Origin of the sequence: Candidatus Sororendozoicomonas aggregata (assembly GCF_031528575.1) — a bacterium.
In the GTDB taxonomy this organism is placed as follows: Bacteria; Pseudomonadota; Gammaproteobacteria; order Pseudomonadales; family Endozoicomonadaceae; genus Endonucleibacter; species Endonucleibacter aggregata.
Genome location: NZ_JAVLSP010000014.1, coordinates 15,804 through 42,026 on the forward strand (window position 1 = coordinate 15,804; position 26,223 = coordinate 42,026).

The following is a 26,223-nucleotide window of genomic DNA, read 5'->3' on the forward strand; positions in this document are numbered from 1 at the left end:
TCGACCGGTAATCCAACATCAATAAAAAGGAATTCTCGAAGGCGGAGCTGTTCGTCAGTACGGCAAACGTACACCATTTGATACCATCAGCTATGACCCGTACGGCAACCGCCGTGAACGAACCGTTGACGGTGAAACCCATGTGTATAGCCATAACGACCTGCACCAGGTCACCGGTATAAAAGACAAAGGGACAAATGCGAGCATTGCCTCTTTTGCTTACGATACCAATGGGAATATGGTGAGTAAGACGTTTGAAGGGAAAACAACCACCCTTGGGTATGATGCGTTAGACCGGCTGAATGCTGTCAGTATCAGCGGGCAGGCGGATAAAGCCGAAACCTACGCCTACGACCACGGCATCCGCCGGATTAAAAAAGTCGTCGGCAGTGATGTGCAGCAGTTCCACTACAGTGGGCCGGATATTATTGCGGAGTATGGTAGCAACTGGGATACGGCAAACGCCGTGTATAGCCACGGTGCAGCCATTGACGATCCATTATTACGGCTGGCAGCGAATGATCCACGTTATTACCACGGTGATGGCTTAGGCTCTATTACTGCGGTCAGTAATGGCAAGGGGGAGATAGTTGCCTCCAATGAGTACGACCACTGGGGCAATATCACGGCGAGTACCGGTACCACGCCACAGTTTGGCTATACCGGCCGGGAACCCGATGCAACAGGCTTAGTCTACTACCGCAACCGTTATTATGACCCACAGATTGGTCGTTTTACCCAGCTGGACCCCAAAGGGTTTATTGATGGGGTGAACCGGTATGCCTATGTGATGAATAGCCCGGTGAATTATGTTGATCCGTGGGGGTTGGCGGCAGATAGTTATTCTCCAACTCTTTATGCTGGGGGAATTTATGCTGAAAAAAGCTTTATGGATGAAGTCTTCCCAACAATAAGAACACAAGCAGAAATTGACCTTGCCAGGCAAAATGATTTTATGAATCAAGGCTTTTCCGCACTGCCTATTCTTCCTGTAGAGTGGGCGGTTGATGGCATTGCTACTGGTGTTAACGACGGTTATCAGGAGTTATCTGCAGGGAATGTTGGAGGTGCGGTTCTTGCTGGGATGATTGGGGTTGGTAGAGCTAACCCTGCAAGAAATGCTTTAAATGCAGTTGATAATTATGTTGATTTGACTGATTTTAGAAAGGCTCATATCTTAAACAGGCATGCTCCTGGGGCAGGGAAGTCTGGGAAAAGCGAGTTTCCTTCTAATTGGAATGAAAGTAAGATATTACATGAAATATCTGATGTAGCGACTGATCCTAATTCGGTAGTAAAGCCAGGGCGCTGGGGAGCAGATAAGATTCATGGCACAAGAGATGGAGTTGATATTGTTGTTGAAATGTATCCTCCAAACTCTAAACATTTTGGTAAAATATCAACTGCATACCCAGAAAACGCGCCTTTAAATCCTTGAAATAAATCTTGGTGTCGATATGGATATAGATATTGGATGTGAAAAAGTAAAATCAATAGTGAGTTGTTATAAACACTTCTTATGTAATGATGCTTATGAGGAAGTGATAAATTATTTAGAAAATCGTGAGCCTGAAATGGCTTATGAAGGTTTTCTTATAGAGATCATAAACTCTGATAAAAATCCAGAGGAAATCGATAAGGAACAAGTGCTTTATGTTGCAAAATATCTAAGTCTAGATTATGAGTCTGTTTTTGACAAAAATATTTGGAATAAACTTCTGGACTATTTAAAAATAAGTTAGGGGAGCAAAGGATTAGTCTTGATTCTTTAATACCCTAAACTTATTTGCGTGTTTAGCTTTTTTTATTACCGTAAGATATCATTCATTCCCACGCTCCTGCGTGGGAATACTGCCGGTGTTCTCAACTGTTTAACCAGCCTTAATAAAACAAGGCTGCATAATAAACCATTCTCAGTCCGACCCGTTGTACCATAAGGATAATAATAAATGTTACATAAGACGTGGCCGAAGGCTTGGCTGGCGTGGATGTTGATGCTGCCTGCCATTGCCTGGTCAGCGCCGAGTATTAATGACCTGGAAACAGCCCGCAATAAAATTCTGGCTTATTTGATCTTACAGCAAAACGGCGATGGGAGCTGGGGGGATAAACCCGGTAATAAAGTGCGTTTAACCGCCACTGCACTGGATGCACTGCATCATTATTGAAACCCGTAAAGGGAACGAACGGCTTTTCCGTTATAGCTACGAATATAACAAAGCCGGGGAAACATCCCGTTTCATTCGTAACCGGCCTGATAGGGAAAAGGCGGAGGAAATTGAATATGAATACGATGGTTTGGGGCGTCTGACAGAGGTCAATGATTATGTCACGGTAAAAGAGGTACTCGAAGGCGGAGCTATTCGTCAGTACGGCAAACGCACCCCACTGGATACCATCAGTTACGACCCTTACGGCAACCGCCGTGAACGAACCGTTGACGGTGAAACCCATGTGTACAGTCATAACGATTTGCACCAGATTACTGGCATTAAAAACAAGGCAACAGATACCGATATAGCGACGTTTGCTTACGATGCCAACGGTAATATGGTCAGCAAAACGGAAGGCAGCACGGTGACTGCGCTGAGTTATGATGCGTTAGATCGATTAGCCTCTGTTAATAAAACCGGGCTACAAAACGAAACCTACGCTTATGATCACGGCATCCGCCGGATTAAAAAGACAGTCGGCAGTGATGTGCAGCAGTTCCACTACAGTGGACCGGATATTATTGCCGAGTACGGTAGCAACTGGGATACGGCAAATCGCCGTGTATAGCCATGGTGCCGCTGTTGATGACCCGCTGCTGCGGCTGGCAGCCAATGACCCACGCTACTACCACGGTGATGGTTTAGGCTCTATTACCGCTGTCAGTAATGGCAAGGGTGAGATAGTTGCCTCCAACGAGTACGACCACTGGGGCAATATCACGGCGAGTACCGGTACCACGCCACAGTTTGGCTATACCGGTCGGGAACCCGATGCGACAGGCTTAGTCTACTACCGCAACCGTTATTATGACCCACAGATTGGTCGTTTTACTCAGTTAGACCCCAAAGGGTTTATTGATGGGATAAATCGCTATGCCTATGTGATGAATAGTCCGGTGAATTATGTTGATCCCTGGGGGTTGAGTGCAAGTGGCAGAACAGTTGACTTTAATAGTGCAGGGTATTTCAGTGGGTCGAATGTTGGGTATTGGTCGGGAAATTCATCTGTCTCCAGAGGAGGCCAATCTAGTTTAGCTACTACTTTTGATGCTGTGGATCATTACTTTTTTGGGAATGGGGAGTCGGTTGAGCTTAGCGACTCAGTTAAAAATTTAATTATGAACCATCCAGATGTGCAGAACCAAACCTACCGAAACGAGAAAGGTTTGGGGGAACCTCCATATCGAATAGATTTAGATCTTACATTTAACACTGATACTTTTCACATAGGAAAAATGAAGGTTGTTTATACTGAGTTGTGTTCTAATACAACATGTACGACAACATATACTGCTCCTGTTACTAATCAAAGAGGGGAGCCAGACGGCTTTGATGATCCTCTTAATATTGGTTTGGAAATAGTGGGTGGTGATCCATATAAGTACAAAACATTCAGTTGGTCAGTTTCTTACCCGAAATCTTTGTTGGAGGCAAAAGGCGATGAAGATTTATAGACGATATAGCTTTGTTGTATTTTTTTTATTTAATCTTATTGCTGCAGCTTGGGTTTATAAATATTTTGATCGTGAGGCAATGTATTATTGCGGGAGGTTAGAAGAAAAGCCTGTTTTAGCTTATAATCTTTCACCTTATTGGTTTGATAATTATTTTCAGTTTAATCTAGGCTATAAGCAGATTATATCTAGCTCTAACTATCCTTATGAAGATCGATGGGTTTTAGGTGCAAATATTTTTAAAATGATAACAAAATATGATACTGCAAATAATGATGATGCTGTTTTATTTAAGGCTTTTGATTGGCAGGGTGTAGAAAAAAAATTTTCTTTAATAAAGTTGGAGGGAGATGTTGAGCATGCTTATAAAGTTAGTGTTTACGAAAGCGATTTGAGTGCACACACGTGGGTGGATGTTGATCCTTATACATGTAGAATTGGAATTTATTCAACCATTCCTTTTGTTTTTCTATTTTTTTTAGTTGTTGCTGATTTAGTTTTTTTATTGAAATTAAGAGCTGAGAAGGAAACCAAAGCGGGTGGTAAGAAAAATAATAAAAAATAATAAAGAAATGAAATAAAGGATACCCAAAAATTTGCTTACGATCACGGCATCCGCCGAATTAAAAAAGTAGTAGGCAGTGATGTGCAGCAGTTCCACTACAGTGGACCGGATATTATTGCGGAGTATGGTACCAACTGGAATACGGCAAATGCCGTGTATGGCCATGGTGCTGCTGTTGATGATCCGCTGCTGCGGTTGGCTGCCAATGACCCACGCTACTATCACGGTGATGGTTTAGGCTCTATTACCGCTGTCAGTAATGGCAAGGGTGAGATAGTTGCCTCCAATGGGTACGACCACTGGGGCAATATCACGGCGAGTACCGGTACCACGCCACAGTTTGGCTATACCGGTCGGGAGCCTGATGCCACAGGGCTGGTTTATTACCGCAACCGCTACTACGATCCACAAATAGGCCGCTTTACCCAGCTGGACCCCAAAGGGTTTATTGATGGGGTGAACCGGTATGCCTATGTGATGAACAGTCCGGTGAATTATGTTGATCCGTGGGGGTTGAGTGCAAGTAGTCCGATATTTAACTTTGATAGTGGTGGGATAGGATCAGGGCAGAATAATACGATTGATCCATACAGTATTGGACAGACAAACTTTTTGGAAACATGCTTTCCTTCCACTCATCAGCCTATACAGGCCCAGCTGTGGAGTGCCGCTGAAGCCGACGCTTACTATAATTCACCGGAGTTTCAGAAACAGGGGGCTGTTGGGGATGTTTATGTTGTTGACTTACTTGTAGGTGGAGCTGCAGTTAAAGGAACACAAAAAGCGGTATCTCTTGGTTCCGGGTTATTTGGTAAGAAGGGTACGAGATTTTCGGAAAGTATTGATAATTTTGTCATTGGTAAGCCCCGGACAGGAAGCGCAAATAAAGTTCCAGATGGTCAACATGGATTCAATGATATTATTGATAACTATGCTGGTGGCGCAGCTAAATTTGAGATACCAACCAAGGGACCTGGTGGTAAGGTTGTTAGGACATCTGAATTGGGGCAAATTCAAGGTAGCAATAATGGAGTAGATGGTGTATTTGAGTGGATTATTGATAAGGGTGAGGTCACTCACCGAAGATTCATCCCAAGAGGCAAGGTTACTGGCTTCCCTAATCAGGTACCAAAAAAATAAGGAGTAAGCGAATGACACCGATTGAAATTTTGAGAAAATTAGATCTCCTGTGCTGGTCTGTTATTTTCTTTGGATTCAGAAAAGGGTGGGTGAGTAGGAAAGATCTATCTGGTTATGCCCTTTACTTACTCAATAATGGCAGTAATGATGAGGGTGTCGCCTTAATTGCTAGTGCTGAAAATTTAGAAGATGAAGAGTTGCTTAGTTTGATTTCTAGTCAGATTGAGACGGTTGACGATGCTTTAGATATTGAAAAATGGCGGCTAGCTAATCTTATCCAAATTTCGGAGTTGAACGCGAATGAGCAAATGAAAGTTAATAGATTACAAGAGGTTTATGCAAATTTTGGTTATCCAGAAGATATGGCTTCATGCAGTATTTATTCACAAGATAAAGTAGATCCTCTTGTAGCTATGATGGAAGTCATAGCACAGCTTAGAGTTAAGCTGGATAGGCAAATTAACTCTTCCCAAGGTTCCCAGAATGTGTCTGAACATTGAGGCACAGCTCCTGATTCTTGAAAATCCATCAACCTATTTGCGTTTGTAGCTTTTTGTTTATTACCGTGAGATATCTCTCGCTCCCACGCTCCGGAGTGGGAATACTGCCGGTGTTCTCAACAGTTTAACCACCCTTAATAAACAAGACTACAAAATAAACCATTCTCAGTCCGACCCGTTGTACCATAAGGATAATAATAAATGTTACATAAAACGTGGCGGAAGGCTTGGCTGGCGTGGCTGTTGATGCTACCTGCCATTGCCTGGTCAGCGCCGAGTATTAATGACCTGGAAACAGCCCGTAATAAAATTCTGGCTTATTTAATCTTACAGCAAAACGGCGATGGGAGCTGGGGGGATAAACCCGGTAATAAAGTGCGTTTAACCGCCACTGCACTGGATGCATTGCGTCATTATGGTGTGGATGGTGTTGTCTATCACCGGGGATTAAATTGGCTAGCTAATGCTGAAGCCACAAATGTGGACGCGCTGGCCAGAAAAATTATTACAATGACTAAAGGTGGTGTGCGGCAAACAGCCAGCATGAATGAGCTGTTATCAAGGGATGCTGTTCACCTTAAAATGAGCTTGTGGGGAGGGCAGTCTGAGCATGCTTATGCAGCGGTGGATACAGCACTTGCCTTGCGGGCATTAAGTCAGGTACCGGTTGAAAGCCGTACAGCGTACGGTAAACAATTAATCGCAGATATTCTTAGTGCATTTGATATCTTTCAGGTAGAAGGCGGTGGTTGGGGGCGTAGTGTTGATTTCTATAATAGTGAAGCCGCTAAAGACCCTCAGGTGCTGCCAACAACTTATGTGATGTTGGCTCAGGAAAAAGAGCAGGGAGGTTTATGGGGCGATATAAACGATTTTTCTTCCGCCCGTTGGTTGACCCAACAGCAGCAAAGTAATGGTGCTATAGGTGATAATGCCAATGGTGGTGTGGTATCGACAGCACTGGCAGCCCGCGTGCTTGGTCTGGCAAAAGAGGTTGCGGGGGCTGAAGCTGCAATAGCAACAAGCTATGGGTTGGCACAGGCGTATTTGCTTGACCAGTTGCAAGCCAATGGCAGCCTTGAAGATGAGGTATTTGCCAGTGCCGTAACTGCCTTAGCACTATTTAACCAGCCACAGGCTATGCCCGATACGGACGGTGACGGCTTGCCAGATGCTGTTGAAACGGTGATGGGCTTTAACCCCGACGCCAATGATACCGATAATCTAGCCATGGGCAATGGGCATGGACAAGAAAGCAATGTGCCTCAGCATCTTTACTTTGAAGTGCTTGCTGGCTATCAAACTACGGTTGATCTGGCAGATGCTGCTGCCACCATCGAGCTGGCAGAAGGTTTCTGGCCTGATGGGATGTCAAAGCAAGGAAGTCATCAGATAGCCGGTATACCCAGTAACCAGGGCATATATACCTTTTCATACAAAGTGACTCAGCCAGGCTATGCGCAAGCAGTTTACCCTGCATTAGTGAATGTGGTTGACCCGAACAGTGATAATGATGGCGACGGTTTAACAGCGCTGCAAGAATACGAGTTTGGCTCTTCACTTACATCAGTTGACTCTGACAACGATGGCCTGACAGACCTGGAAGAATATGACTTCGGGACTGACCCGAATAGTAGCGATACTAACGGCGATGGTGTGAGTGACAAGGAAGCGTATGATGCGGCTAATCAGACTAACGCATTGTATGCAATGCGTTACTTTGAAGCCCTGGTCGGTATGCAGGCAACACTTGAATTGTCTGGCGTGCCGGTACAAGAGCTTAAGGCAATCGATACTCCTGAGGGAATGGCGTTGATGGTTAGGGCTGAGAAAGTAACCGTTCAGGGACTTCCAGCCACAATAGGCTTGCATGAGTTTGTTTACACTGTGAGCAATGATAATGGCCTGACTGAGATTACTGCTCAGATTCATGTAGTGGGTCATGGTAGTGATGTTGATGGCGACGGACTGGTTGCTCTGAGAGAGTACGAGTTTGGCACTTCGCTCACAAAAGCAGACTCGGATGGTGACGGCCTGAGCGATAAGGAGGAGTACGATAGCCAACCTTCTTGGTTGCCTGAGTTATGTGAGGATTTTTATCGGCATAAGGATGACAGTTCAGCCAGCACTTTCCAGTCTGGAGAAATAAGTACTGGCCGCTATTACCGAAGCGGCAGTGATATTTCGTATACGGCTGATTATATCTCAGGGCAGCCTTATGAAGGCCCGGTAACGGTCCCGTTATCTGTATGTGATGGTTATGCCCATTATATGAGCAGTAACAATACTGCGGCGGCTGAAACAAGTGCCGTAGACGTATTGGATGCAGCTGAAGCGATTGCTGTTGGCTCAGATGGATCACACTATATAGAGCTGCTAGTCGATTTTGAAACAGCAATCCATTCAGCTGATCGTTTAGAGCGTTTGCAGATTGGTGGGATTCCAGTAGGGCTTGAAATGGTCATCACTGATGAGGCGGTTACCATCCAAGGCACGCCGACGGAGACAGGGGTTTCACAATTACTCTACACCGTGAACGCTGAGGGGCGGCTGACTGAAGTACCAACCCGTATAAATGTGGTTGACCCTGATAGTGATGTGGATGGTGATGGCCTTACTGCTCTTCGGGAACATGAGTTTGGGACTTCATTAATAGCAATCGATACGGATGGGGATGGTATCAGTGATAAGGATGAATACGATAATCAGCCTTCATGGGTAGCTGCTGTTTGTGAGGATTATTTCCGGCATAAAGACCCTGACTCGATCAGTAGCTACCAATCAGGGGCTATCAGCGGTGGGACGTATTACCGGCTTAGTGATGAGATAACGTATACCCCAGATTACGTGTCGGGTCAGCCCTATGTAGGCTCAACAAAAGTCTCGCTATCTTTATGTGATGGATACTCACACTACATGATGGCTGATAATGGTGAGTCTTCAGAGGCAGAGTCAGATCCGGCTCCGGCTCCAACGCCTGAGCCAACACCAGAGCAGGATACTGGAAGCAACACACAAACGCAGCCTGTTTTGACAGAGGAGATGAAGACAATCCTTATTATGTTTGGTCCAGCTATGTACGAGAGACATGCTACTCAATAATCAGTAGTACGAGTTATTGCTTTAAACCCTGTTAATCGTGCTCAGCTGGGCACGGTTACTGACTGCTTTACATATCAAAAGAGAGAACAATAATAATGAAATTAATCACCAGCTTTATTCTTATGATGATTTCTGCTTCTGTTTGGGCAAGTCCACGATGGATAGGACCCTTTGAAATTAGCGCAATTAACTCATGGGAGCATCAGGGAAAAACCGTGCTTTCTGTTATTAGTGAAGGTATTGAAGAGGTAGATGACGTTGTTGGAGTATGCGGTAAAAGTGAGCAAAGTAAAATGGTCAGCTACTGGTTAGAAGGGCAACCAGACTTGCGCGGTGGTCAATGGCTTGCCTTGCTGATGGCTGCAAATGCAGGTGGTAGCGAGGTTATGCTATTGGTAGACCCTTATAACTGCTCCAGTTTTGGTGGCGCATACATGTCAGGTGTTATGGCTGTGGAAGATGAAGTAAATGACTATGTGAATAATCTTTATTGATTGTAATGATCTGTTTTTAATGGATTTTTAGTGAATTGGTGCCAGTAAAGTAAGGTTTTGCCATTCTCAAAAAAGTTTGCGGGGGGTATCGCCCCCACCGCCACTTATTAAAGCCCCTGAGACGAATGTTTCAGGGGCTTTGTTCGTTTTAGCCCTGTATTTACGGGGTGTTTTGCTACTGAATCACCCTGACTCCATCAGAGGCTATAATCCTTAAGAGGAAATGCGGCCTCGCGCAAGTCGAACAAGATAGCCAAGGCACAAAGCAGACTGAAGTGGAAATAAACGGCTGGCAATGGGTGTTTATGATTGAGCGTTACGATACCGCAAGGGCGTTCAATGAGGAGAAGTACACCATTCACGGAGCCAGTCGCACCAGTTTAGTTTATTAGCTGCCCCTTATGCATCGCTGAGAAGCAAAAGCAGCACCTCTGCCATTAGTGCCAAGCAAGCCGCAGGTGAGGAACCGGATAATACCGGATTCACCCTCGAATGGCTGATCGGCGTCCCCTATACCACGCCTGACTGGATTATCCCCGGCAATACCTTCAGCTACCAAAACCAACCCCCTACGCAGGTGATCAGCACTATCGCCAGTACAGCCGGAGCCGTCGTCATGCCTGCCGCCGGTCAGGACATTGTCACCATTCAGCCGCGCTACGCAGAAAGCCCGTGAAAATGGCATGAGACAACAATGGACGCCATTGTCCCTGTCAGCATGGTGCTTAACTTGAGCGCGTCTTGGCAGCCGGAGCCTGACTATAACGCTGTCTATATATCAGGCACGTATGCTGGCGTCTCGGTGAACGTGAAACGACAAGGCAGCGCAGGCGATAACCCATCCCCGGATATTTTTGAGGACTGGTTAACAGAGACGCAGGTCAATACCGAGCGTGGCAGAAACGAGTTAGCCAAAGGTGGCCAGCAAAGTATTATCAACATGGAGCTACCGCTAACCGATACCGAGACGGTACCCGGTTTAGGCAGCCAGGCTATGTTAGTAGAGGTGCGGGATTCTGTTTTAGGAGGGCAGGGTAACTGGCGTGCTCTGTGTCTCTCAATCACTGTTCGGGCAGGTGGTGGTCGTGTATCCCAGATCATTTCGCTAGAAAGGCACTATTAATGGCAACCACAAACATCTGGCAAAAGTTTAAAGCCCTGATACCTGAAAGTTCCCGTTACGTTGTCACTATTGCTGCCCACAATGGCGATGGTACAAGCCGTGGCACATTGCGTAATGGTGTGTCGGTTCAGGTGAAAGGGGAAGCAGTCGCCGTGGGGGAGAAGGCGTTTGTGGTGGATGGCGAGATAATGGGAGCTGAGCCGGGGTTAGCCCAGTACGAGGTAGAAGTATAACTGGCTTATTCCCAAGGCTATGCCTTACTGTACATGACAACAAGAATAAGGAGCACCCCATGAGTAAGCGATTCTACTGTCGTGTTATAGAAAGTGTTGAGAGCCGGTGCATTAATGAAGAAGACCAACAAAACCTGATCAGTATTTTTGAATCAACGGTTTCAACCATGAGCACCACGCTAGCCAGAGAAGCCCGGTTCGAGCTGGTGGACTTTATCCGCGCCTGGCAAAAAGGGCTGGTGGCCTATAGTCTCCACCTAACCAAGCAGCCTGATACAGACCGCTGGACGGGCGTGTTTGAGCAGAGCGAGTGTAAGATGACGATTGTTGCGCGGTTGGAGAAAGAGTAATAGGACATTTCTGTATAAGACAAACATGACTATGGCTAAAGGCAGCAGGAGCAGTTGTAGGGCTTTTCGCAGTAATCCGAACATATGTGATGACGATTAAAATAGTGAATATTGATGACAACCTCCCGCTGTTTTTTGAGGGAGCACGCTTGCTGGCTAGAAAACAGTGACACAACAGGCTGCTAGAAAGAATACCCTTGCTCACACCAGTACCGCCAGGTGTCTATTGCCTGTTGAATGTCTTTATCCTTGCCTTCATAAACAAGTTGCTCGAGTGGAACAGAGCAGCTTCGTCCCTGCCAATCAATCAAAACACGCATACCTGCGCCACATTCATCGATATCCCCTATATTGGTAACGGTCACTGTTTCACCTTCCTTAAGTAGTGAGCCTCGGGTCTCTTTAGTACAACGGGCCTGGTAAGGAAAGTTCATTTGGTCATATAGCCAGTGATACCAGCCACTGATAACTTCTTCACTATCGTAGCAGTCAACAACGACTTCATAGTCGATCAGGTTTTGCATGATATGGTCGTGTTCAGTACTCATCGTGTTTTTCGCCTCTTCTGAATGCAGAGCACATCTCTGAAAATGATTAAACTATAAGGGAGATAAGGGAGGCTTGTAGATTCAAGCCGGGACAACGTTTGGCAAGGCATATTTCATGTAGTAATGAAACTCTTCTTCGTTAAAAGGCAGGCTAGCGGTTTGGAGGTAATACTGGTGCCCTCGGTCTTCCAGATTAAAGTTAACCACAAAACGGCGGTCGTCATCATAAGTCGCTCGTTTCTGAGCAATCAATGCTTTTAGTTTGTTGCTGACTTCAGCACTGCTGTCATCAAACGCTGAAAGAAGGTGAGGCATATACTGTTGCCACAGCGCCTCTTGTTTGGTTTGCGGACAGTTAGCAATATTTCAGCAGGTGCAGACCAGGTTGATAATGGCACAATTGGCATGATAGGCATCAGGGGTTTTATCCCCTGTTAATAATGGTCCAGCCAGTTTCATAATGGTAGAAGATAGCTTAGTAGTGATGCAGAGGGCGTCCAGTGATGGGTTCCCATGCTATCAGCGCTGGCGAGTCGTTTGTTGACTTTGTTTTGCAGCCGCATGACCAGCCGTTTATGAGCTTTAATGGCGCGTCTTTCTGTGTAGGTGAGCAATGTTTTCTCCTGGTTAGTGACCGTTGGCTGCACAAAGCCATGAGCAGTGGGGGGCGTCAGTAAAATAAGCCACCGCTCTCAGGCAGCGCATTTTCGGTCAATGGATTATAAGGCTTTAAAGGCTAACACTTAACCATCACCTTTACGCTGGGCACGCATGGTGGCATTGCTCATTTGCTCCTCAGTCAACCTGCGGGTTCCAATGTCGATGCCTCTGTCGCCTTCGTCAGGGGATAGCCCAGTGGTTTCAAAATCAAGCGCAACAACGGTACTGGCATCTTTCATGCTTATTGCTCACGGGTAAAAGTGTACGGTATGCAGGCGTCATAACAGTGCGATTTACACCTCGGTACGGTGCTTCTTAAAATTCTCTGCCTGCTCGAAGATTTCCTTATACACTTCGTCCCGATCCACCGGTGGATACCCAAACTGGGCCAGCAATAAAATCAACGCCACCTTGAGCTCAGACTTAATATCGTCCCGCTGGCTCCAGTCGGTGTATTTCGCTTTATCATCCACAACCCCTTTCACGGCTTTCGCCAGTTCGAGCAGTTTATCTTCGGGGTAGCTGAAGTCATACTTGATCGCCAGGGACTTCAGGATGTCGTAGAACGCCTTCTCCTCAAAACCAATGCCCATCCCTTCGAACGAACCCATCTCACGTTTCAGGTCAGCCATCAGGTCGATGATCTGGTCAGAGAATTCTTCCAGCACTTCACTGACCAGCACGTCTTCTTCCTTACGTTCGTTGTACCTGTTCACGAGGGTTTGAAAGCGCTGGGTAAACTCAATGCCTTTGGCCTTGTTGGTCTGCTTGAAACCTTCCAGGGCTTTTTGCAGCATTTTCTGAAGCAGTTGGATTTTGGTATTGGGCAGCTTGATCTTGTCGATTTTAGCCAGATAGTCCTCGTCGAAAATATCAATGGCGGTGGCATTTTCATCACCCAGCTTGAAGACTTCCTGTACTCCATCGCTCTGAATCGCCTGGGCAATCATCTCCCTTACCCTGGCGTTCATCTGGGCCGTGTCAGGGGCATCGCCACGGGTGAGTTTGTAGACGATGGAGCGCACAGCTAAATAAAAGTGCACCTGGTCTTTATCGTTCTGGCTGAGCTTCTCGCTGCCACAGCACACATCGTAGGCGGCCTTAACCCGTTTCACTAACGCCATAAACCGCTTTTCCAGCTTGCCGGTGCCAAGCACAAATTCGGCAGCATTGTTCAGGCAGTTTAACTGGGCAACGGGGGCACCGCTAAAATAGGGGCGGGCATCAAAGGTATGGAACATCTGCCTGAGCAAATCGAGATGGTCTTTCACCACAATCACCGATTGGGCAATGTCTTCAAAGTTCGTCTCATCGGCCTTGGAGAACTGCGCCAGGGCTTGGTTCATGGCACTTTTAATGCCGATATAATCCACTACCAGCCCTTTGTCTTTGCCCGCAAACTTACGGTTCACTCGGGAGATGGTCTGGATCAGGTTATGTTTCTGGATGGGTTTATCAATGTAGATGCTGTCGAGAAACGGCACGTCGAACCCGGTCAGCCACATATCCACGACAATGGCGATCTTGAAGTTCGACTTATCATTTTTAAACTGCCGGTCCAGCTCTTTGCGGTAGTCTTTGGTGCCCAGCAGGTCATACAAAGGCTTCTCGTCATCCTTACCCCGCGTCATTACCATCTTGACCCGTTCCATGGGTTTGATTTTTTTCTTTTCCTGCTCGCTGAGGGTGCTGCCTTCTTCGCATTCACGCACGTCAAACCAGGCCGGGCGCAGTTGTCGCAGTTGCTGATAAAACGCCCAGGCACACTCCCGGCTGCTGGAGACAAACATCGCCTTGCCTTTAATGGTCGAGCCTTCAGCCACCCGGTTCTCGTAGTGCCGCACAAAGTCGTTGGCTAAGGCACTGATACGGTCCGGGTCACTGAGGATGCTGCCCATATTGGCTGTTGCTTTTTTGCTTTCTTCAATCTGGTGCTCATTAGCACCGGCCTCGGCGCAGTCCTGGTAGTATTTCTCGATCTCTTCGAGTTTGCGGTTATCCAACACCACTTTCGCTGCACGGCCTTCATAGACAACCCGCACAGTGATTTCATCATTGACGGATTCACTCATGGTATAGCTGTCCACTACCTGACCAAACACGTCTAATGTTGCGTCAATAGGCGTGCCAGTGAAGCCTACATAGGTGGCATTGGGTAAGGAGTCATGGAGGTATTTCGCAAAACCATAGATGTGGCGCACGCCTTTTTCGGTAACCGTGAATTTCTGGTCAAGGTTCACCTGGCTGCGGTGGGCTTCGTCAGAGACGCAAATCACATTGGTGCGTTCTGTGAGTAGCTCGGCATCTTCAGTAAATTTATGAATGGTGGTCAGGAACACCCCGCCACTGTTGCGGCCTTTGAGCTTGGCGCGCAGGTCAGCCCGGCTTTCTACCGTCTCAATGCTGTTGTCACCAATATAGCCTTTGGCATTGGTAAACTGTTTGGTGAGCTGGTCATCAAGGTCGGTACGGTCAGTAATCAGCACCAGTGTCGGGCTTTCAAAGTCAACGGACTTCATCAGCAACCGTGCCAGAAACTGCATGGTGTAACTCTTGCCACAGCCGGTGGCACCAAAGTAGGTGCCGCCTTTACCGTCCCCTTCTGGCTTACGGTGGGCCTTAATATGATGATAGAGTTTATTGGCGGCGTAGAACTGCGGATAACGGCAGACAATCTTAACCTCTTGCTTGCCTGTGTCGGGGAAGAAGATAAAGTGGCGCAGCACCTGCCGTAAGCGACCTTTATCAAACAACCCTTGCAGCATCGTGTGCAGTGAGTCAATGCCGTCTTTCTCTACGGACTCGTCACCAGTGATTTTGCGCCAGGCGTAGAAGAATTCGTAGGGGGAGAACAGCGCCCCCATCTTATTGTTAACGCCATCACTGATTACACAGAAGGTGTTATAGACAAACAGCTTAGGAATATCCCGCCGGTAACGGGTGGTCAGCTGTACCCAAGCCTGATGGATATTCGCCTGCTCTTCACGAATGGCGCTTTTAAACTCAAACACCACCAAAGGCAGGCCGTTGACGTATAAAATACCGTCAGGGATACGTTTATCGCCGTCGGCCCCTTCAATCTCAAGCTGGTTGACCAATCGGTAGTGGTTGTTATCTTGCTCGGTGTAATCAATCAGCTGGATATGTAAGTCTTTTTGGTCGCGATCTTCACGCTTTAACAGCATCCCATCCGACAGCCATTTGCAAAACTGTTTATTGCTGTCGTACAAGTCGCTGGAAGGCAGGGTATCGAGCTGGCGAATAATCGTGTCTATCTCGCTGGTGGTAATGCCATCGGCTTGATACCGCTCAGCAAGAAAGCTTCGCAGGTCTTCAGCAATCAGTACGTCTTGCGGTGTACGCTCAAGGGTCGCACCGCTGTGGTGAGGGTACCCCTGCTCTTGCAGGAGTTGAATAATGGCACGTTCTAACTGTTCTTCGGTGAACTTCATGGGGCTTGTCCTTTTTTTGGTCATCATGCGGGCATCGCCGTGATGCGTTAATCAGTGCTGGCAGGGGGAGCGAGCATATTCATGATCAGCCGAATCAGGGTATCTTTCTGTTTCGGGTCAGACTCCGCAACCAGCAAGGTCAGCGCGGCCAGGCCAGTGTCGTTAATGACAGGTTCGTCATTGTCATTGTAGAGTCGCTGGTTGCGGTGCAGAAAGTCCACAAATAAAAAGGCACCGCTGCGTTTATTACCATCAGCAAAAGGGTGATTTTTGACGACGAAGTAGAGCAGGTGTGCGGCTTTGCTTTCAATGCTGGGGTAGGCTTCATTGCCAAACACACTTTGTTCAAGATTGCCGAAAATACCGGCTAGCCCGTCAGGGGGTCTGGGTTGAGCAAAGAGTGTTGTGGCTTCGCCGCGTTCCATGAGCTGTTGCTTGAGCTGCTCAAGGGCATGGGTCGCATCGGTTGTTGTGGGCAGTTGTCCGCCTTGTTGTCCGGCAGGTTCTTCCAGTAAGCCTTCGTCGTAGCGCTGGAGCCAGAGAAAGGTCTGGGTGTACCGGCGCGAGATTGACAGCAAACCCCGCCCCATATCGGTACTTAATGCTGGCGACTGAGCCGCCTTTTTAATCAGGCTAAGGGCTTGTTCCAGCTCGGCAGCGTTCTGCTCAAAGCGTTGTTTATTCAGGGCATAACCCTGTTGGAGATAATCCTTGAGCCGCTGGGTGGCCCAGATGCGGAACTGGGTTCCTTTTTTGGAGTTAACCCGGTAACCCACAGAAATAATGGCATCCAGATTATAGAACTCTACCTGCCGCTGAACTTGCCGTTTACCCTCGGTTTGAACCGTTGCATTTTTTGCAACAGTTGCTTTCCGTTCCAGTTCACCCGTATCAAAAATAGTTTTCAGGTGTCTGGAGATAACGGATTTATCACGGCCAAACAGGTCCGCCAACTGTGACAGCGTTAGCCAGAGTGTTTCCTGTTCAAGGCGCACTTCAATGGGTTGCCCTTCATCGGCCTGATAGATTTCAATACCCGTGGGTTTCATGGCTGTCCTTTTTTTTGGTGTCGGGTTCTGGCTGGTGGGTGTTAGGCAACCGTAGTTCGCCGGAGATGAGTTTGGGGAGTAGGGTGTCTCGGAGTTTGGTTAATTGGTCTACATCTTTTTGTATTGACGTGATTCTCTGAAAGTAGGGCTTGGCAATTGCGTCAAACTGCTTCAATACATCTGCGCTGGGGATCAGAAAAGGGATTTCTCTGAAATTCTTTTTGCTGATTTCAAGAAAGGTACTGCCGTTAGCTCTCGATACAACTTCTTCCATGCTGGCTTCTGCCCAGCTAAGAATGTATTCACTACTAAATAGCTCATTGGGCTTCATTGCTATGATGCCCTGGTTCACGGAAACAGGTACATCAGTTATTGCCAGATAACCAATAGGGGCTCTGGATGACATCAAAACTGTGCCCTGAGGTAACTGCCCAGAACTGATCTTTGCTACCCCCGCCTCTGTTAGATGACGCTCGGTCTCAAGCAGCGTTTTACTGGTGAGTGACGACATATCTTTTGGTGTGCAAAATGGGTGTGTGCCCCCAATCCAGAATGTGCCTTCTTTTGTTTTGGGGGTTCCACCACCGACATTATCAATCACTTTGCCAATGGGGTTAACCTCCCACCCCTCAGGAATCCACCCCCTATCAGGATGATGGGTAAAACGCTCCGGGAACAGAGCGCGGATATGCTCGGGCAACTGCGGCGTATTATCAGCCGACCCGTGCAGGGACTTTCTGCTTTCTGCACGAGTAGCCAACGCTGGTGGAATCGGGTTGCCAGCCGCCAGTGCATTGTCGATCACCGGATCAAAATCCACAAACCAGCTTTTGAACAGGGCTTGTGCCATCTGCTCGAGGGTTTGGTTGGTTTGGCGGTTGAGTTGAATTTTATTGTCTAAATTTGCAAGTACTTTCCCTATTAATTTCTGTTCGAACTTATTTTGGGTAAAGAGTACTTCGTAGGGATAGACTGCGTTCCTGTTCAGAGACTTTTGTGCACTACCTGAGTTAAACTGGTCGAAGTCAATTGTTTGAAGAAAATAATAAATGTATAAAGGGTCGTTTCCCTTAAAGTCTGTAACATAAAGACATGTATTTAGAGGCCAGTAATCTTTTGCAGAAAAGCTCACTTCGCCCATTGAATTGCCACTGCGACCAATCACAACACCTGGCCCAAGGATTTTAGCTACACTGTGATAGCCTGTTAAACCAGATGATCCCATGATTGGAACAGAGCCTTCTTTACGGTTCTGAGCTGGAAGGTCATGCCCCCTTTGCAAGACAATCAGTTCTCCAAGAGGCTTTGATACCCACTCACTCCCCATAACCCAATACCTCCAAATTCCCACGAATCACACGATCCAGCTCCTTGGCCTCATCCATCTGCCGGTACAGGGTTTTACTCAGTTCTGTCATTTTGGTCTCAAAGGGAATCCCATCATCTTCCAGCTCCGCAGCACCCACATAACGCCCCGGTGTCAGTACGTAGTCGTTAGCTTTAATCTCCTCTAACGATGCAGCCTTACAGAAACCGGCCACATCTTCATAGTCGCCGTCCTTTTCTTCCCCACGCCACGCATGGTAAGTGCGGGCAATCTTGGCGATATCGTCAGTGGTCAGTTCTTTATGGGTGCGGCTGACCATGGTGCCCATCTGGCGGGCATCAATAAACAGGGTTTCTTCCTGCCGGTTGCGGTAACCACGCTCGGCATCCGTCCATTTGTTTTTGGTGAGGAACCACAGGCAGACGGGAATCTGCGTGGTATAAAACAACTGCCCCGGCAGGGCAATCATGCAGTCCACCAAATCATTGTCAATAATGGTTTTACGGATAGCCCCTTCGCCGGAGGTGTTGGAACTCATGGAACCGTTGGCCAGCACAAAGCCTGCCGTACCCTTTTCGGACAGTTTGCTGATCATATGCATGATCCACGCATAGTTGGCATTGCCCGTGGGTGGAGTTTCGTACCCTTCCCAGCGTGGGTCGTCGTTCAGTTCGCTATCAGCCCGCCACTGTTTTTGGTTAAACGGCGGGTTAGCCATAATAAAGTCGGCCTTCAGGTCGGGGTGCTGGTCTTTAAAAAAGGTATCCCCGGCCACATCCCCCAGGTTCCCGGCAATGCCCCGGATGGCCAGGTTCATTTTCGCCAGCTTATAGGTGGTGCTGGTGTATTCCTGCCCGTAAATGGAGATATCTTTGCGGTTACCGTGATGGCTGTTAATAAACTTGATGGACTGCACAAACATACCGCCGGAGCCACAGCAGGGGTCGTAGATTTTTCCTTTAAACGGCTCAATCATTTCGGCAATCAATGAAACCACGGACTTGGGCGTATAGAACTCACCGCCACCTTTACCCTCACTGGCAGCAAACTTGCCCAGAAAGTATTCATAGACCCGGCCTACCAGGTCTTCTTCGGTCATATGACACTCGTCGGCCCTCTTTTGGGCAATGGTATCGATATTGTTAATGGTATCAATCAGCGCCGCCAGCTTGCTGCCATCCAGCCCTAACCGTGAAAAGTAGTTATCAGGCAAGGCACCGGCCAGGGACTTGTTGTTTTTCTCCACCGTGTGCAGGGCCGTATCAATCTTAACGGCAATATCATCCTGCTTGGCGTGCTTGAGAATATGGTTCCAGCGGCTTTCTTCGGGCAGAAAGAACACGTTCTTCATGGTGTAAAAATCCACCATATCGGTGTACTGTTCCATCCCTTCGGCGATCAGTTCTTCCTTGCGGGTCTCGAACTTATCACTGATAAACTTCAGAAAGATCAAGCTCAAGACAATGTGCTTATACTCCGACGATTCCACACTGCCCCGCAATTTATTAGCAGAGTCCCAGAGGGTTTCTTCAAAGGATTGGGTGGGCGCTTTTGATTTCGCTGGTCGTTTGGCCATAGGGTATCCGGTTCTGTCGCGGTGCTATGCCCATCAGTACAACCCCACGGTGATAAATACCGTAGGTATGGAAGATGGGTGATAAGAATAACGCTAAGTGTATAGAATCCTTTGCTTTTTCGCACGATGAAATGCTTGTGTGGGTGAGCCAGAAATAAACCCGGCCAGTGCCGGGTTTTAATAAGGTAGTGGAGAGTTGGGGGCCTTTAAGCGCCTCATCTGTGACCAGGGTTAAGATTGTGGGTGTCCTTTATTTCCTTTATTTCCGTGAGATTGTGGGTGTCCTTTATTTCCTTTAATTTTTATATGGTCAAAATTATGGGTGTCCTATATTTCCCTATATTTCCTCTATATTTCCTAATTATGGGTGTCCTATATTTCCTATATTTCCTATATTTCCTTTCTATATTTCCCCTATATTTCCCTCCTATATTTATTTCGTCCCTATATTTCCATATTTCGTTGGTAATACCCTGTTTTACAATGTTTTTGTCTCGTTAAGAGTTGTTTTTATTCCGCCATTCTTCCGTACATATTGACAGTTTGCCAATAACCGCTAAACTCAATTGTACGGGTATAATCCGTACAAAGGAGGCAGGCAATGGCTACAGCACGACTGGATTTAAGGTTAAATGAAGAGATAAAGGCAAAGGCAGAAAAAGCTTCAGCGCTATTGGGGCTGAAAAGCTTGACAGAATATGTTGTTCATTTAATGGATCAGGACGCGACGCGGGTGATAGCCGAGCATGAAAGCATGGTGGTGGAAGACGACGTGTTTGATCGTTTTACCACTGCATGTCAGCAAGTAAAACAGCCCAATAAAAAGCTAAAGGATGCATTGCGACTGACGCGGGAGCAGGGCATTCAATGAGCTGGTCAACGACGTTTGTTGAATTGGACAAAAAGCTGCATGATCGGGACTCTTTTTTTTGTGGTGAGTCGGCGCTGGATCAGTTTTTGAAAAAACAGGCGATCAGGCATATGCAGTCAGGTATCAGTCGGACAATGGTATTGCCTGCTCAAAAGCCATTAGTGGGTGGAAAATACCTGATATGTGCTTTTTACAGCATTGCACCGGGTTCCATTGCCCGGCAAACGTTACCGGATCGGCTGGCAAAAAAGTTACCTCGCTACCCTATTCCTGTTTTTCTGTTAGCTCAGTTAGCCGTCCATGAGCAGTATAAGGGAGAAGGCTTGGTGAAAATTACTCTGATAAAAGCCCTGGAGCATTTACTGGCAATCAGTGCGCATATGAAAGCCTATGCTGTTATTGTTGATTGTCTAAATGACAGCGTAAAAGCATTTTATGAACAGTTTGGGTTTGAGACATTACAGCAGCAAGACGGCCGGTCTCGTTTATTTTTATCAATCAAAACAATCAGCCTGTTATTTGAACAGAAGTAACTGGTACGCAAAAGTAAGAACAGTAAGAACAGGACACCCATAAATTTATCCTTAATTTTTATATGGTCAAAATTATGGGTGTCCTATATCGCTTTCTATATCGCTATATCGGCGTTTGGGTGTCCTATATCGGTCGTCATCTCAATCAGTACTGTCTATATAGAATTCATAGGTGTCTGATAATGTGTCATGGAATCCCCAGCCCATTTTGTCTGTATCCTCTACGATGGCAAGCAAGCGGTCTTTAAAATCGTTAAGGAGGTTCTCTTTTGTAATGAACTTGGCAGCACTTTCATACATGCTTTCCATGCTGCAATAGAATGGTTCATCGATATCGCCGTACTCCTTAGCGCACCAGACGCCAGACTCTACAAACGTGAGCATAATGTCGGCAATACCGGGATCTGAGCAGGATATTTTTTTGTAATCCGAAATGGCTTTTCTCGCCACGGATGCCCGCATCCTGGGGAATTGCCTTCTTCCAGTGGGGATGTACTCATCCCTAACAATCTTCTTGTATTTCTCCAGAACAGCAGAGTCGTCATTAAAGAAAGAGGCTTGATAAAACGCTTTGACATTACTGAACTTTTTATAGAGATGAGCAACTTCTTCTACCAGCTCATTCTGGGACTTCTTTCTCAACTGCTTTTTTAGCTCTGTTAAACCCGGTTTTTTGGTCATATGAAATCGACTTTCAAGGCATGATTTAGGATGATTAAGTCAATAGAGCCTTGTAACGAAGAGAGTGATGAATAGCAACCCTTTTTTAAGCTAATCACGGTAAATCTGTTAATAGCAGGGCTGAAACACCGGGAACTATACGGTAGTTCGGTCATGTTTCAAACAGGTTGACATCACTTCCTTTCGACAATAAAGAGCGGGTATTGATCTGCCAGATGGATGGGCAGTGGTCTTATGTCGGCAATAAGAAAAATCAACGCTGGCTATTCTATGCTTGGAGCCTGTCGGACTTATGCTTTCGAGCATAAAATTCAGTAGGGCGAGTCAGAACTTTCGATCAATTTGCGCGAATAGTTGATCTATTTAAGCAAATTGATCGGAAATTCTGGCCGCGCTTTCTCGCGCTTTCTGGATTTTAGGCCGACATTGTCTTAAGTCCGACAGGCTCCTCGCTCCAGCGATCTCGATGGAGAAGGTGCCAATGCCCTTTAATTAAGATCAATCGCATATTGTTTTAGCACTTCAAGGGGAATGACTTCAAGGGTTTTGATATGTGTGGCGCGTAACAGAACCCTCGGTGCCTTATTGGCTTCCCAGGCTTCTGCCCATCGCATGGCGCATAGACACCAACGGTTACCTGCTTTTAATCCCGGAAAATCGAAATCTGGCCGGGGGGTGATCAGATCATTTCCTTTGCTCAGTGAAAACTGAAGGAACTCGTTATCTAACTGGGCACAGACGGTATGCAAACCACTATCTTGCTTGATGGTTCGACAATAGCCATCTCGGAAAAAGCCAGTAACTGGGTTGGTACAACATGATTCAAGGGGTTCGCCCACTATGTTGAGTGGCATACTATCTGCGTTACTCATAAAAATCTCTAAACAGTATAAAGTCTACATGGAGGGTAGCAATGCCTCAGTTTGAACGAGGTTTTATTGGTGCGCAAGGGGGCAGATCTTGATTCGTTCTGTTTGATTTTCAAGATTCAAGATCAGACCTTTGAAGCACTATAACCGCTGAGGGTGGATGAATCAGACGCGTTGATCGCGTCTATTCAATAGACCTGCTTTATTAATACCTTCTCCGTTTTTCCTGCGGTCATTAACGTTTCATGTGCTCACTGTGATACCACAGAGGGTGTCGTGAAAAACGGTAAAGCACCTTCATGCGTACAACGCTTTCTGTTTGTTTGGAAGTTGTATGCAAAGCTTCCCCTTGATTTTGTTTACAACGCCAATAAGCCCGGTACTAGGAGCCTGTCGGAGAATAGACTGCCCTACTGCGGTTGCGATAAATTGGTCTAAAAATTCCTGCTTCTTCGTCAAATAGCCCCACTATTATCCTCAGAAGCAGAAATTTTTATCCTCAATTTCTCGTAATCCTCGCTACGGGCGCTATTCTCGGTCAGGCTCCTAGAAGCCTGTCGGACTTAAGTACATGACCATTTGCTTTTCAAGTTGGTCTACAGGCCTTGCAAGGCGTGCCAGCAAGAAAATATATGTTTTCATTTGGTCATGTACTTAAGACAATTTCGGTCTGAAATGCAGAAATCGCGAGAAAGCGCGGCCAGAATGTCCGATCAATTTGCTTAAATAGGTCAACTATTCGCATAAATTAATCGAAAATTCTGACTCGCCCTACTGAATTTTATGCTCGAAAGCATAAGTCCGACAGGCTCCTAGCGTATTATAAATATGCTCCTATATTTGAAAAAGTTGATGACTTATATATGAGGTGTAATGTGAAAGCCAGGTATTTATTTTTTCTCTTTTATTTCCTTTCTATACATAGCGTTGCTGGTATCTGCACAAAGTGTCGTCAGGAAACAGCGCAAGATAATTGGTTTTGTGACAGTTGTATTTTGGCTGATCAAATGTCTGCCAATAAACAACCGTTGGATACTGTGCCTGATTCATTTTTCAGGGTGCAACAGCAACCATCATATATGAAACCACCACAAATACACAAATCAAAGTTACGAAAAACCCGGAGAGAATGGTTAAGAAAATATAAAGAAGCAAGGAGTGAAAAAGATAAAACATTAATGAAGGAGCTTTATTTAATAGCTGAAAGTTTTCCCCGTGATATTTGGTTCACTATTCAAAAACATATTATTTTAGATTATTTATATGATATTGATTGTCTTCAAGGGCTGTTGGATATTAAGGGGAAGTATTTAGCTATAATGGATGACTATACGCTGTGTGCTTTATACCATTCAATAGCTTTTTCCTATTATTTAAGAAAAGAATATGATGAAAGTTTGTTGTATTATATGAGGGTCTATACTGGCAACAGGCCAGTACCAAAAAAAGATTTTAAAAATATCAAATCAGCCTATAAAAAAATTTCAAAGGAGAATAAAATTAATTACCAGATATGGGTAGGCAAATTAACTTCTCAGAAGTAGTCTTAAAAGTCTGCCCGTAGTGAGGATCGCGAGAAATGGCGGATAAAAAGCCGCTTTTGTGAGGAGAATAGCGGGACTATTTGACGAACAAAAGCGATTTTTTAGGCCCATTTATCGTAGCCGCAGTAGGAGCATGACTGTTAAGACTGCTCCTTAACATCCATCCCCCTTATCGTAAACGACGAGGAAGATGTCAGGAATAAACCAGGAGCCTGTCGGACTTAAGACAATTTCGGCCTGAAATCCAGAAAGCGCGAGAAAGCGCGGCCAGAATGTCCGATCAATTTGCTTAAATAGGTCAACTATTCGCATAAATTAATCAAAAATTCTGACTCGCCCTACTGAATTTTATGCTCGAAAGCATCAGTCCGACAGCCTCCTAGCCGCGGTGGTAACGTTGCTGGATAAAAGGCATTTTGCTCACGGTCATCGGTAACTGTTTCCCTCTGACCAGGGCAAACACTTCTGTACCGAGTGGAGTATACGCTTTTTGGAGGTATCCCATGGCAACCGGTACACCTGCCGTCGGGCCAAAGGTACCGGAGGTCACTTTACCAATGACTTCGCCTTCTTTATTAACGAGCTCAGCCCCTTCACGCACAGGGGCTCGACTCGAACCGGTCAAACCAACCCGCTTGCTATCAACGTCTTTGGCGTCGATCTGCTTGAAAATGCTATGGGCACCGGGAAAGCCACCTGCCCTTGCGCCACCGGCTCTGCGACTTTTGCTGATAGCCCATAACAGACTGCCAGAGACAGGCGTTGTCGTTTCATCAATATCATGACCGTACAAACACAGGCCGGATTCCAGGCGCAGAGAATCACGAGCGCCAAGACCAATCAGCTCAACCTCGGGTTGCTCCAGTAGCTGTTTACATAGGGTAATGGCTTGATCTGCTGGTATGGACAGTTCAAAGCCATCTTCGCCGGTATAGCCTGAGCGGCTGACATAGCAGTCTACGTTGGCAATACTCAGCTGTCGCGCGTCCATAAACACCATATTATTCACTTGCGGCGCAAAGCGGGCCAGGGCATCAACGGCTTTAGGCCCTTGCAGGGCAATCAGCGCCCGATCATCAAGTACTTCCAGGACAGTACTTTCACTCAAAGAGGCTTTCATATGGGCAATGTCCCGGACTTTGCAGGCGGCATTAACCACCACATACAGGCAGTCTTTACCATCAACAGAAGGAAAACGCGTTACCATCAAATCATCAAGAATGCCTCCCCGCTCATTGGTAAACAGCCCATAGCGTTGTTTACCCTCGGGTAGATCGATAATGTCAACAGGCATCAGTTTTTCAAGGTCAGCGGCGGCTTCAGGGCCACTCAATAGTACCTGTCCCATATGGGAGACATCAAACAGACCCGCCAGCTTACGGGTATGAAGGTGCTCTTTTTTGACACCAGGGGCGTACTGTACGGGCATGGAATAACCCGCAAAAGGCACCATTTTGGCACCTTGTTCAAGGTGCAGACTGTTGAGGGGGGTAAGATGAAGATCATTGGTCGGCAATGCCATAGCCTTCTCCTGCAAGATAGTGAAACTGTCGTGGCGCGGTATATCGGTACTGCGACTTTTTTATTACTTATCCATTTTCCCCGCCTTTGTTAGGAGCCTGTCCGAGAATAGACTACCCTACTGCGGTTGCGATAAATTGGTCTAAAAATTCCTGCTTCTTCGTCAAATAGCCCCACTATTATCCTCAGAAGCAGAAATTTTTATCCTCAATTTCTCGTAATCCTCGCTACGGGCGCTATTCTCGGACAGGCTCCTAGCAAAGCGAGTGAGTATAAGTCATTAAAACCAATGTGCGGTGATGGTACACAACCCGGGAAGGGAGATAAATAGGATAATCCGTTTTCCTTGATCTATCGCATCGCACAAGCATCATCGGTGACATTGAGATAACGCTTGTTGTTACCGGGAGTCAGCAAA

At 46.5% G+C, this 26,223-nt stretch carries 29 protein-coding genes and 1 pseudogene; 19 read left to right on the forward strand and 11 right to left on the reverse strand.

From position 1 onward, the window contains the following. Window positions 1-142: 142 nt before the first annotated feature. The 10 genes from V4C51_RS04480 to V4C51_RS04525 all read left to right on the forward strand — a co-directional run bounded on the left by V4C51_RS04480 (window position 143) and on the right by V4C51_RS04525 (window position 9,468). Window positions 143-1,438 carry an RHS repeat-associated core domain-containing protein gene (locus tag V4C51_RS04480; RefSeq protein ID WP_330924931.1) on the forward strand — a complete coding sequence of 432 codons (1,296 nt, stop codon included), beginning with the start codon at window positions 143-145 and terminating at the stop codon, window positions 1,436-1,438. Between the two features lie 19 nt (window positions 1,439-1,457). Further along, on the forward strand, window positions 1,458-1,742 hold the full coding sequence (locus tag V4C51_RS04485) for a hypothetical protein (RefSeq protein ID WP_330924932.1): 285 nt from the start codon (window positions 1,458-1,460) through the stop codon (window positions 1,740-1,742). A 207-nt stretch (window positions 1,743-1,949) separates the two neighbouring features. Next, window positions 1,950-2,168 carry a hypothetical protein gene (locus V4C51_RS04490; protein ID WP_330924933.1) on the forward strand — a complete coding sequence of 73 codons (219 nt, stop codon included), beginning with the start codon at window positions 1,950-1,952 and terminating at the stop codon, window positions 2,166-2,168. Next, window positions 2,149-2,781 carry a hypothetical protein gene (locus V4C51_RS04495; RefSeq protein WP_330924934.1) on the forward strand — a complete coding sequence of 211 codons (633 nt, stop codon included), beginning with the start codon at window positions 2,149-2,151 and terminating at the stop codon, window positions 2,779-2,781. Before V4C51_RS04490 ends, V4C51_RS04495 begins: the two co-directional genes overlap by 20 nt. Beyond that, window positions 2,720-3,667, forward strand: a complete 948-nt coding sequence (locus V4C51_RS04500) for an RHS repeat-associated core domain-containing protein (protein WP_330924935.1) — start codon at window positions 2,720-2,722, stop codon at window positions 3,665-3,667. The genes V4C51_RS04495 and V4C51_RS04500 overlap by 62 nt, the downstream gene beginning before the upstream one ends. After that, window positions 3,654-4,232, forward strand: a complete 579-nt coding sequence (locus V4C51_RS04505; protein WP_330924936.1) for a hypothetical protein — start codon at window positions 3,654-3,656, stop codon at window positions 4,230-4,232. The genes V4C51_RS04500 and V4C51_RS04505 overlap by 14 nt, the downstream gene beginning before the upstream one ends. Before the next feature lie 12 nt (window positions 4,233-4,244). Then, entirely contained in the window at window positions 4,245-5,372 is a 1,128-nt protein-coding gene (locus tag V4C51_RS04510; RefSeq protein WP_476577890.1) for an RHS repeat-associated core domain-containing protein, read from the forward strand. 11 nt (window positions 5,373-5,383) lie between these two features. After that, the gene (locus V4C51_RS04515; protein ID WP_330924938.1) at window positions 5,384-5,872 is read left to right on the forward strand and encodes a DUF2247 family protein; all 489 of its coding nucleotides are present in this window, start codon (window positions 5,384-5,386) and stop codon (window positions 5,870-5,872) included. A gap of 201 nt (window positions 5,873-6,073) precedes the next feature. Next, entirely contained in the window at window positions 6,074-8,974 is a 2,901-nt protein-coding gene (locus tag V4C51_RS04520) for a hypothetical protein (RefSeq protein ID WP_330924939.1), read from the forward strand. A 95-nt stretch (window positions 8,975-9,069) separates the two neighbouring features. Then, entirely contained in the window at window positions 9,070-9,468 is a 399-nt protein-coding gene (locus V4C51_RS04525) for a hypothetical protein (protein WP_330924940.1), read from the forward strand. 388 nt (window positions 9,469-9,856) lie between these two features. Here V4C51_RS04525 and V4C51_RS04530 read toward each other — a convergent pair whose 3' ends face one another. Then, window positions 9,857-10,153, reverse strand: coding sequence for a hypothetical protein (locus V4C51_RS04530; protein ID WP_330924941.1), 297 nt, complete (start codon window positions 10,151-10,153; stop codon window positions 9,857-9,859). 9 nt (window positions 10,154-10,162) lie between these two features. On the opposite strand from V4C51_RS04530, the gene V4C51_RS04535 reads away from it, so the two are divergent. The 3 genes from V4C51_RS04535 to V4C51_RS04545 are packed head-to-tail and all read left to right on the forward strand — an operon-like array spanning window position 10,163 to window position 11,174. Further along, entirely contained in the window at window positions 10,163-10,591 is a 429-nt protein-coding gene (locus V4C51_RS04535) for a hypothetical protein (RefSeq protein ID WP_330924942.1), read from the forward strand. After that, the gene (locus V4C51_RS04540) at window positions 10,591-10,824 is read left to right on the forward strand and encodes a hypothetical protein (protein WP_330924943.1); all 234 of its coding nucleotides are present in this window, start codon (window positions 10,591-10,593) and stop codon (window positions 10,822-10,824) included. Before V4C51_RS04535 ends, V4C51_RS04540 begins: the two co-directional genes overlap by 1 nt. 59 nt (window positions 10,825-10,883) lie before the next feature. Continuing rightward, window positions 10,884-11,174, forward strand: coding sequence for a hypothetical protein (locus tag V4C51_RS04545; RefSeq protein WP_330924944.1), 291 nt, complete (start codon window positions 10,884-10,886; stop codon window positions 11,172-11,174). A 182-nt stretch (window positions 11,175-11,356) separates the two neighbouring features. Here the strand turns inward: V4C51_RS04545 and V4C51_RS04550 are convergent, their stop codons facing one another. Both V4C51_RS04550 and V4C51_RS04555 read right to left on the reverse strand, forming a co-directional pair. After that, the gene (locus tag V4C51_RS04550) at window positions 11,357-11,722 is read right to left on the reverse strand and encodes a calcium-binding protein (RefSeq protein ID WP_330924945.1); all 366 of its coding nucleotides are present in this window, start codon (window positions 11,720-11,722) and stop codon (window positions 11,357-11,359) included. An 81-nt stretch (window positions 11,723-11,803) separates the two neighbouring features. Next, window positions 11,804-12,037, reverse strand: a complete 234-nt coding sequence (locus V4C51_RS04555) for a hypothetical protein (RefSeq protein ID WP_330924946.1) — start codon at window positions 12,035-12,037, stop codon at window positions 11,804-11,806. Between the two features lie 188 nt (window positions 12,038-12,225). Between V4C51_RS04555 and V4C51_RS04560 the strand changes: the two genes are divergently transcribed. Then, window positions 12,226-12,399: a hypothetical protein gene (locus V4C51_RS04560; protein WP_330924947.1), complete on the forward strand. Its 174-nt coding sequence runs from the start codon at window positions 12,226-12,228 to the stop codon at window positions 12,397-12,399. A 66-nt stretch (window positions 12,400-12,465) separates the two neighbouring features. On the opposite strand, the gene V4C51_RS04565 is transcribed toward V4C51_RS04560, so the two are convergent. The 5 genes from V4C51_RS04565 to V4C51_RS04585 are packed head-to-tail and all read right to left on the reverse strand — an operon-like array spanning window position 12,466 to window position 19,786. Then, window positions 12,466-12,621 carry a hypothetical protein gene (locus V4C51_RS04565; RefSeq protein ID WP_330924948.1) on the reverse strand — a complete coding sequence of 52 codons (156 nt, stop codon included), beginning with the start codon at window positions 12,619-12,621 and terminating at the stop codon, window positions 12,466-12,468. 54 nt (window positions 12,622-12,675) lie between these two features. Beyond that, on the reverse strand, window positions 12,676-15,834 hold the full coding sequence (locus V4C51_RS04570; protein WP_330924949.1) for a type I restriction endonuclease subunit R: 3,159 nt from the start codon (window positions 15,832-15,834) through the stop codon (window positions 12,676-12,678). Between the two features lie 47 nt (window positions 15,835-15,881). Beyond that, a complete protein-coding gene (locus tag V4C51_RS04575; protein WP_330924950.1) occupies window positions 15,882-16,883 on the reverse strand; it encodes a virulence RhuM family protein/type II toxin-antitoxin system death-on-curing family toxin in 1,002 nt (333 codons plus the stop codon). Continuing rightward, window positions 16,864-18,210: a restriction endonuclease subunit S gene (locus V4C51_RS04580; protein ID WP_330924951.1), complete on the reverse strand. Its 1,347-nt coding sequence runs from the start codon at window positions 18,208-18,210 to the stop codon at window positions 16,864-16,866. The genes V4C51_RS04575 and V4C51_RS04580 overlap by 20 nt, the downstream gene beginning before the upstream one ends. Continuing rightward, window positions 18,200-19,786 carry a class I SAM-dependent DNA methyltransferase gene (locus V4C51_RS04585; RefSeq protein ID WP_330924952.1) on the reverse strand — a complete coding sequence of 529 codons (1,587 nt, stop codon included), beginning with the start codon at window positions 19,784-19,786 and terminating at the stop codon, window positions 18,200-18,202. The genes V4C51_RS04580 and V4C51_RS04585 overlap by 11 nt, the downstream gene beginning before the upstream one ends. Before the next feature lie 601 nt (window positions 19,787-20,387). Between V4C51_RS04585 and V4C51_RS04590 the strand changes: the two genes are divergently transcribed. Together V4C51_RS04590 and V4C51_RS04595 are read left to right on the forward strand one after the other, a co-directional pair. Continuing rightward, window positions 20,388-20,657, forward strand: coding sequence for a type II toxin-antitoxin system TacA family antitoxin (locus V4C51_RS04590; protein ID WP_330924953.1), 270 nt, complete (start codon window positions 20,388-20,390; stop codon window positions 20,655-20,657). Then, window positions 20,654-21,190 (forward strand): GNAT family N-acetyltransferase, encoded by a 537-nt coding sequence (locus V4C51_RS04595; RefSeq protein WP_330924954.1) that lies wholly within the window; start codon window positions 20,654-20,656, stop codon window positions 21,188-21,190. Before V4C51_RS04590 ends, V4C51_RS04595 begins: the two co-directional genes overlap by 4 nt. A gap of 141 nt (window positions 21,191-21,331) precedes the next feature. Here the strand turns inward: V4C51_RS04595 and V4C51_RS04600 are convergent, their stop codons facing one another. Beyond that, window positions 21,332-21,871: a DUF6155 family protein gene (locus V4C51_RS04600; protein WP_330924955.1), complete on the reverse strand. Its 540-nt coding sequence runs from the start codon at window positions 21,869-21,871 to the stop codon at window positions 21,332-21,334. 164 nt (window positions 21,872-22,035) lie between these two features. Between V4C51_RS04600 and V4C51_RS04605 the strand changes: the two are divergent. Then, window positions 22,036-22,149 (forward strand): annotated as a pseudogene (locus tag V4C51_RS04605) (IS1 family transposase); the annotation flags it as partial. Between the two features lie 210 nt (window positions 22,150-22,359). Here V4C51_RS04605 and V4C51_RS04610 read toward each other — a convergent pair. Next, window positions 22,360-22,743: a DUF2237 family protein gene (locus V4C51_RS04610; protein WP_330924956.1), complete on the reverse strand. Its 384-nt coding sequence runs from the start codon at window positions 22,741-22,743 to the stop codon at window positions 22,360-22,362. Window positions 22,744-22,974: 231 nt separating this feature from the next. Here V4C51_RS04610 and V4C51_RS17880 point away from each other — a divergent pair, with 231 nt between their 5' ends. Further along, on the forward strand, window positions 22,975-23,178 hold the full coding sequence (locus V4C51_RS17880; protein ID WP_420797633.1) for a hypothetical protein: 204 nt from the start codon (window positions 22,975-22,977) through the stop codon (window positions 23,176-23,178). A 437-nt stretch (window positions 23,179-23,615) separates the two neighbouring features. Continuing rightward, window positions 23,616-24,284: a hypothetical protein gene (locus V4C51_RS04615; RefSeq protein WP_330924957.1), complete on the forward strand. Its 669-nt coding sequence runs from the start codon at window positions 23,616-23,618 to the stop codon at window positions 24,282-24,284. Window positions 24,285-24,663: 379 nt separating this feature from the next. On the opposite strand, the gene gcvT is transcribed toward V4C51_RS04615, so the two are convergent. Then, a complete protein-coding gene (gcvT, locus tag V4C51_RS04620) occupies window positions 24,664-25,806 on the reverse strand; it encodes a glycine cleavage system aminomethyltransferase GcvT (RefSeq protein WP_330924958.1) in 1,143 nt (380 codons plus the stop codon). Window positions 25,807-26,223: the final 417 nt, after the last annotated feature.

Bases quoted from the DNA above. Each gene is read 5' to 3' on its own strand.
- V4C51_RS04485 (WP_330924932.1), top strand. From the start codon at position 1,458: ATGGATATAGATATTGGATGTGAAAAAGTAAAATCAATAGTGAGTTGT.
- V4C51_RS04490 (WP_330924933.1), top strand. From the start codon at position 1,950: ATGTTACATAAGACGTGGCCGAAGGCTTGGCTGGCGTGGATGTTGATG.
- V4C51_RS04495 (WP_330924934.1), top strand. From the start codon at position 2,149: ATGCACTGCATCATTATTGAAACCCGTAAAGGGAACGAACGGCTTTTC.
- V4C51_RS04505 (WP_330924936.1), top strand. From the start codon at position 3,654: ATGAAGATTTATAGACGATATAGCTTTGTTGTATTTTTTTTATTTAAT.
- V4C51_RS04515 (WP_330924938.1), top strand. From the start codon at position 5,384: ATGACACCGATTGAAATTTTGAGAAAATTAGATCTCCTGTGCTGGTCT.
- V4C51_RS04520 (WP_330924939.1), top strand. From the start codon at position 6,074: ATGTTACATAAAACGTGGCGGAAGGCTTGGCTGGCGTGGCTGTTGATG.
- V4C51_RS04525 (WP_330924940.1), top strand. From the start codon at position 9,070: ATGAAATTAATCACCAGCTTTATTCTTATGATGATTTCTGCTTCTGTT.
- V4C51_RS04530 (WP_330924941.1), bottom strand. From the start codon at position 10,153: ATGCCATTTTCACGGGCTTTCTGCGTAGCGCGGCTGAATGGTGACAAT.
- V4C51_RS04535 (WP_330924942.1), top strand. From the start codon at position 10,163: ATGGACGCCATTGTCCCTGTCAGCATGGTGCTTAACTTGAGCGCGTCT.
- V4C51_RS04540 (WP_330924943.1), top strand. From the start codon at position 10,591: ATGGCAACCACAAACATCTGGCAAAAGTTTAAAGCCCTGATACCTGAA.
- V4C51_RS04545 (WP_330924944.1), top strand. From the start codon at position 10,884: ATGAGTAAGCGATTCTACTGTCGTGTTATAGAAAGTGTTGAGAGCCGG.
- V4C51_RS04550 (WP_330924945.1), bottom strand. From the start codon at position 11,722: ATGAGTACTGAACACGACCATATCATGCAAAACCTGATCGACTATGAA.
- V4C51_RS04555 (WP_330924946.1), bottom strand. From the start codon at position 12,037: ATGCCTCACCTTCTTTCAGCGTTTGATGACAGCAGTGCTGAAGTCAGC.
- V4C51_RS04560 (WP_330924947.1), top strand. From the start codon at position 12,226: ATGGGTTCCCATGCTATCAGCGCTGGCGAGTCGTTTGTTGACTTTGTT.
- V4C51_RS04565 (WP_330924948.1), bottom strand. From the start codon at position 12,621: ATGAAAGATGCCAGTACCGTTGTTGCGCTTGATTTTGAAACCACTGGG.
- V4C51_RS04570 (WP_330924949.1), bottom strand. From the start codon at position 15,834: ATGAAGTTCACCGAAGAACAGTTAGAACGTGCCATTATTCAACTCCTG.
- V4C51_RS04575 (WP_330924950.1), bottom strand. From the start codon at position 16,883: ATGAAACCCACGGGTATTGAAATCTATCAGGCCGATGAAGGGCAACCC.
- V4C51_RS04580 (WP_330924951.1), bottom strand. From the start codon at position 18,210: ATGGGGAGTGAGTGGGTATCAAAGCCTCTTGGAGAACTGATTGTCTTG.
- V4C51_RS04585 (WP_330924952.1), bottom strand. From the start codon at position 19,786: ATGGCCAAACGACCAGCGAAATCAAAAGCGCCCACCCAATCCTTTGAA.
- V4C51_RS04590 (WP_330924953.1), top strand. From the start codon at position 20,388: ATGGCTACAGCACGACTGGATTTAAGGTTAAATGAAGAGATAAAGGCA.
- V4C51_RS04595 (WP_330924954.1), top strand. From the start codon at position 20,654: ATGAGCTGGTCAACGACGTTTGTTGAATTGGACAAAAAGCTGCATGAT.
- V4C51_RS04600 (WP_330924955.1), bottom strand. From the start codon at position 21,871: ATGACCAAAAAACCGGGTTTAACAGAGCTAAAAAAGCAGTTGAGAAAG.
- V4C51_RS04610 (WP_330924956.1), bottom strand. From the start codon at position 22,743: ATGAGTAACGCAGATAGTATGCCACTCAACATAGTGGGCGAACCCCTT.
- gcvT (WP_330924958.1), bottom strand. From the start codon at position 25,806: ATGGCATTGCCGACCAATGATCTTCATCTTACCCCCCTCAACAGTCTG.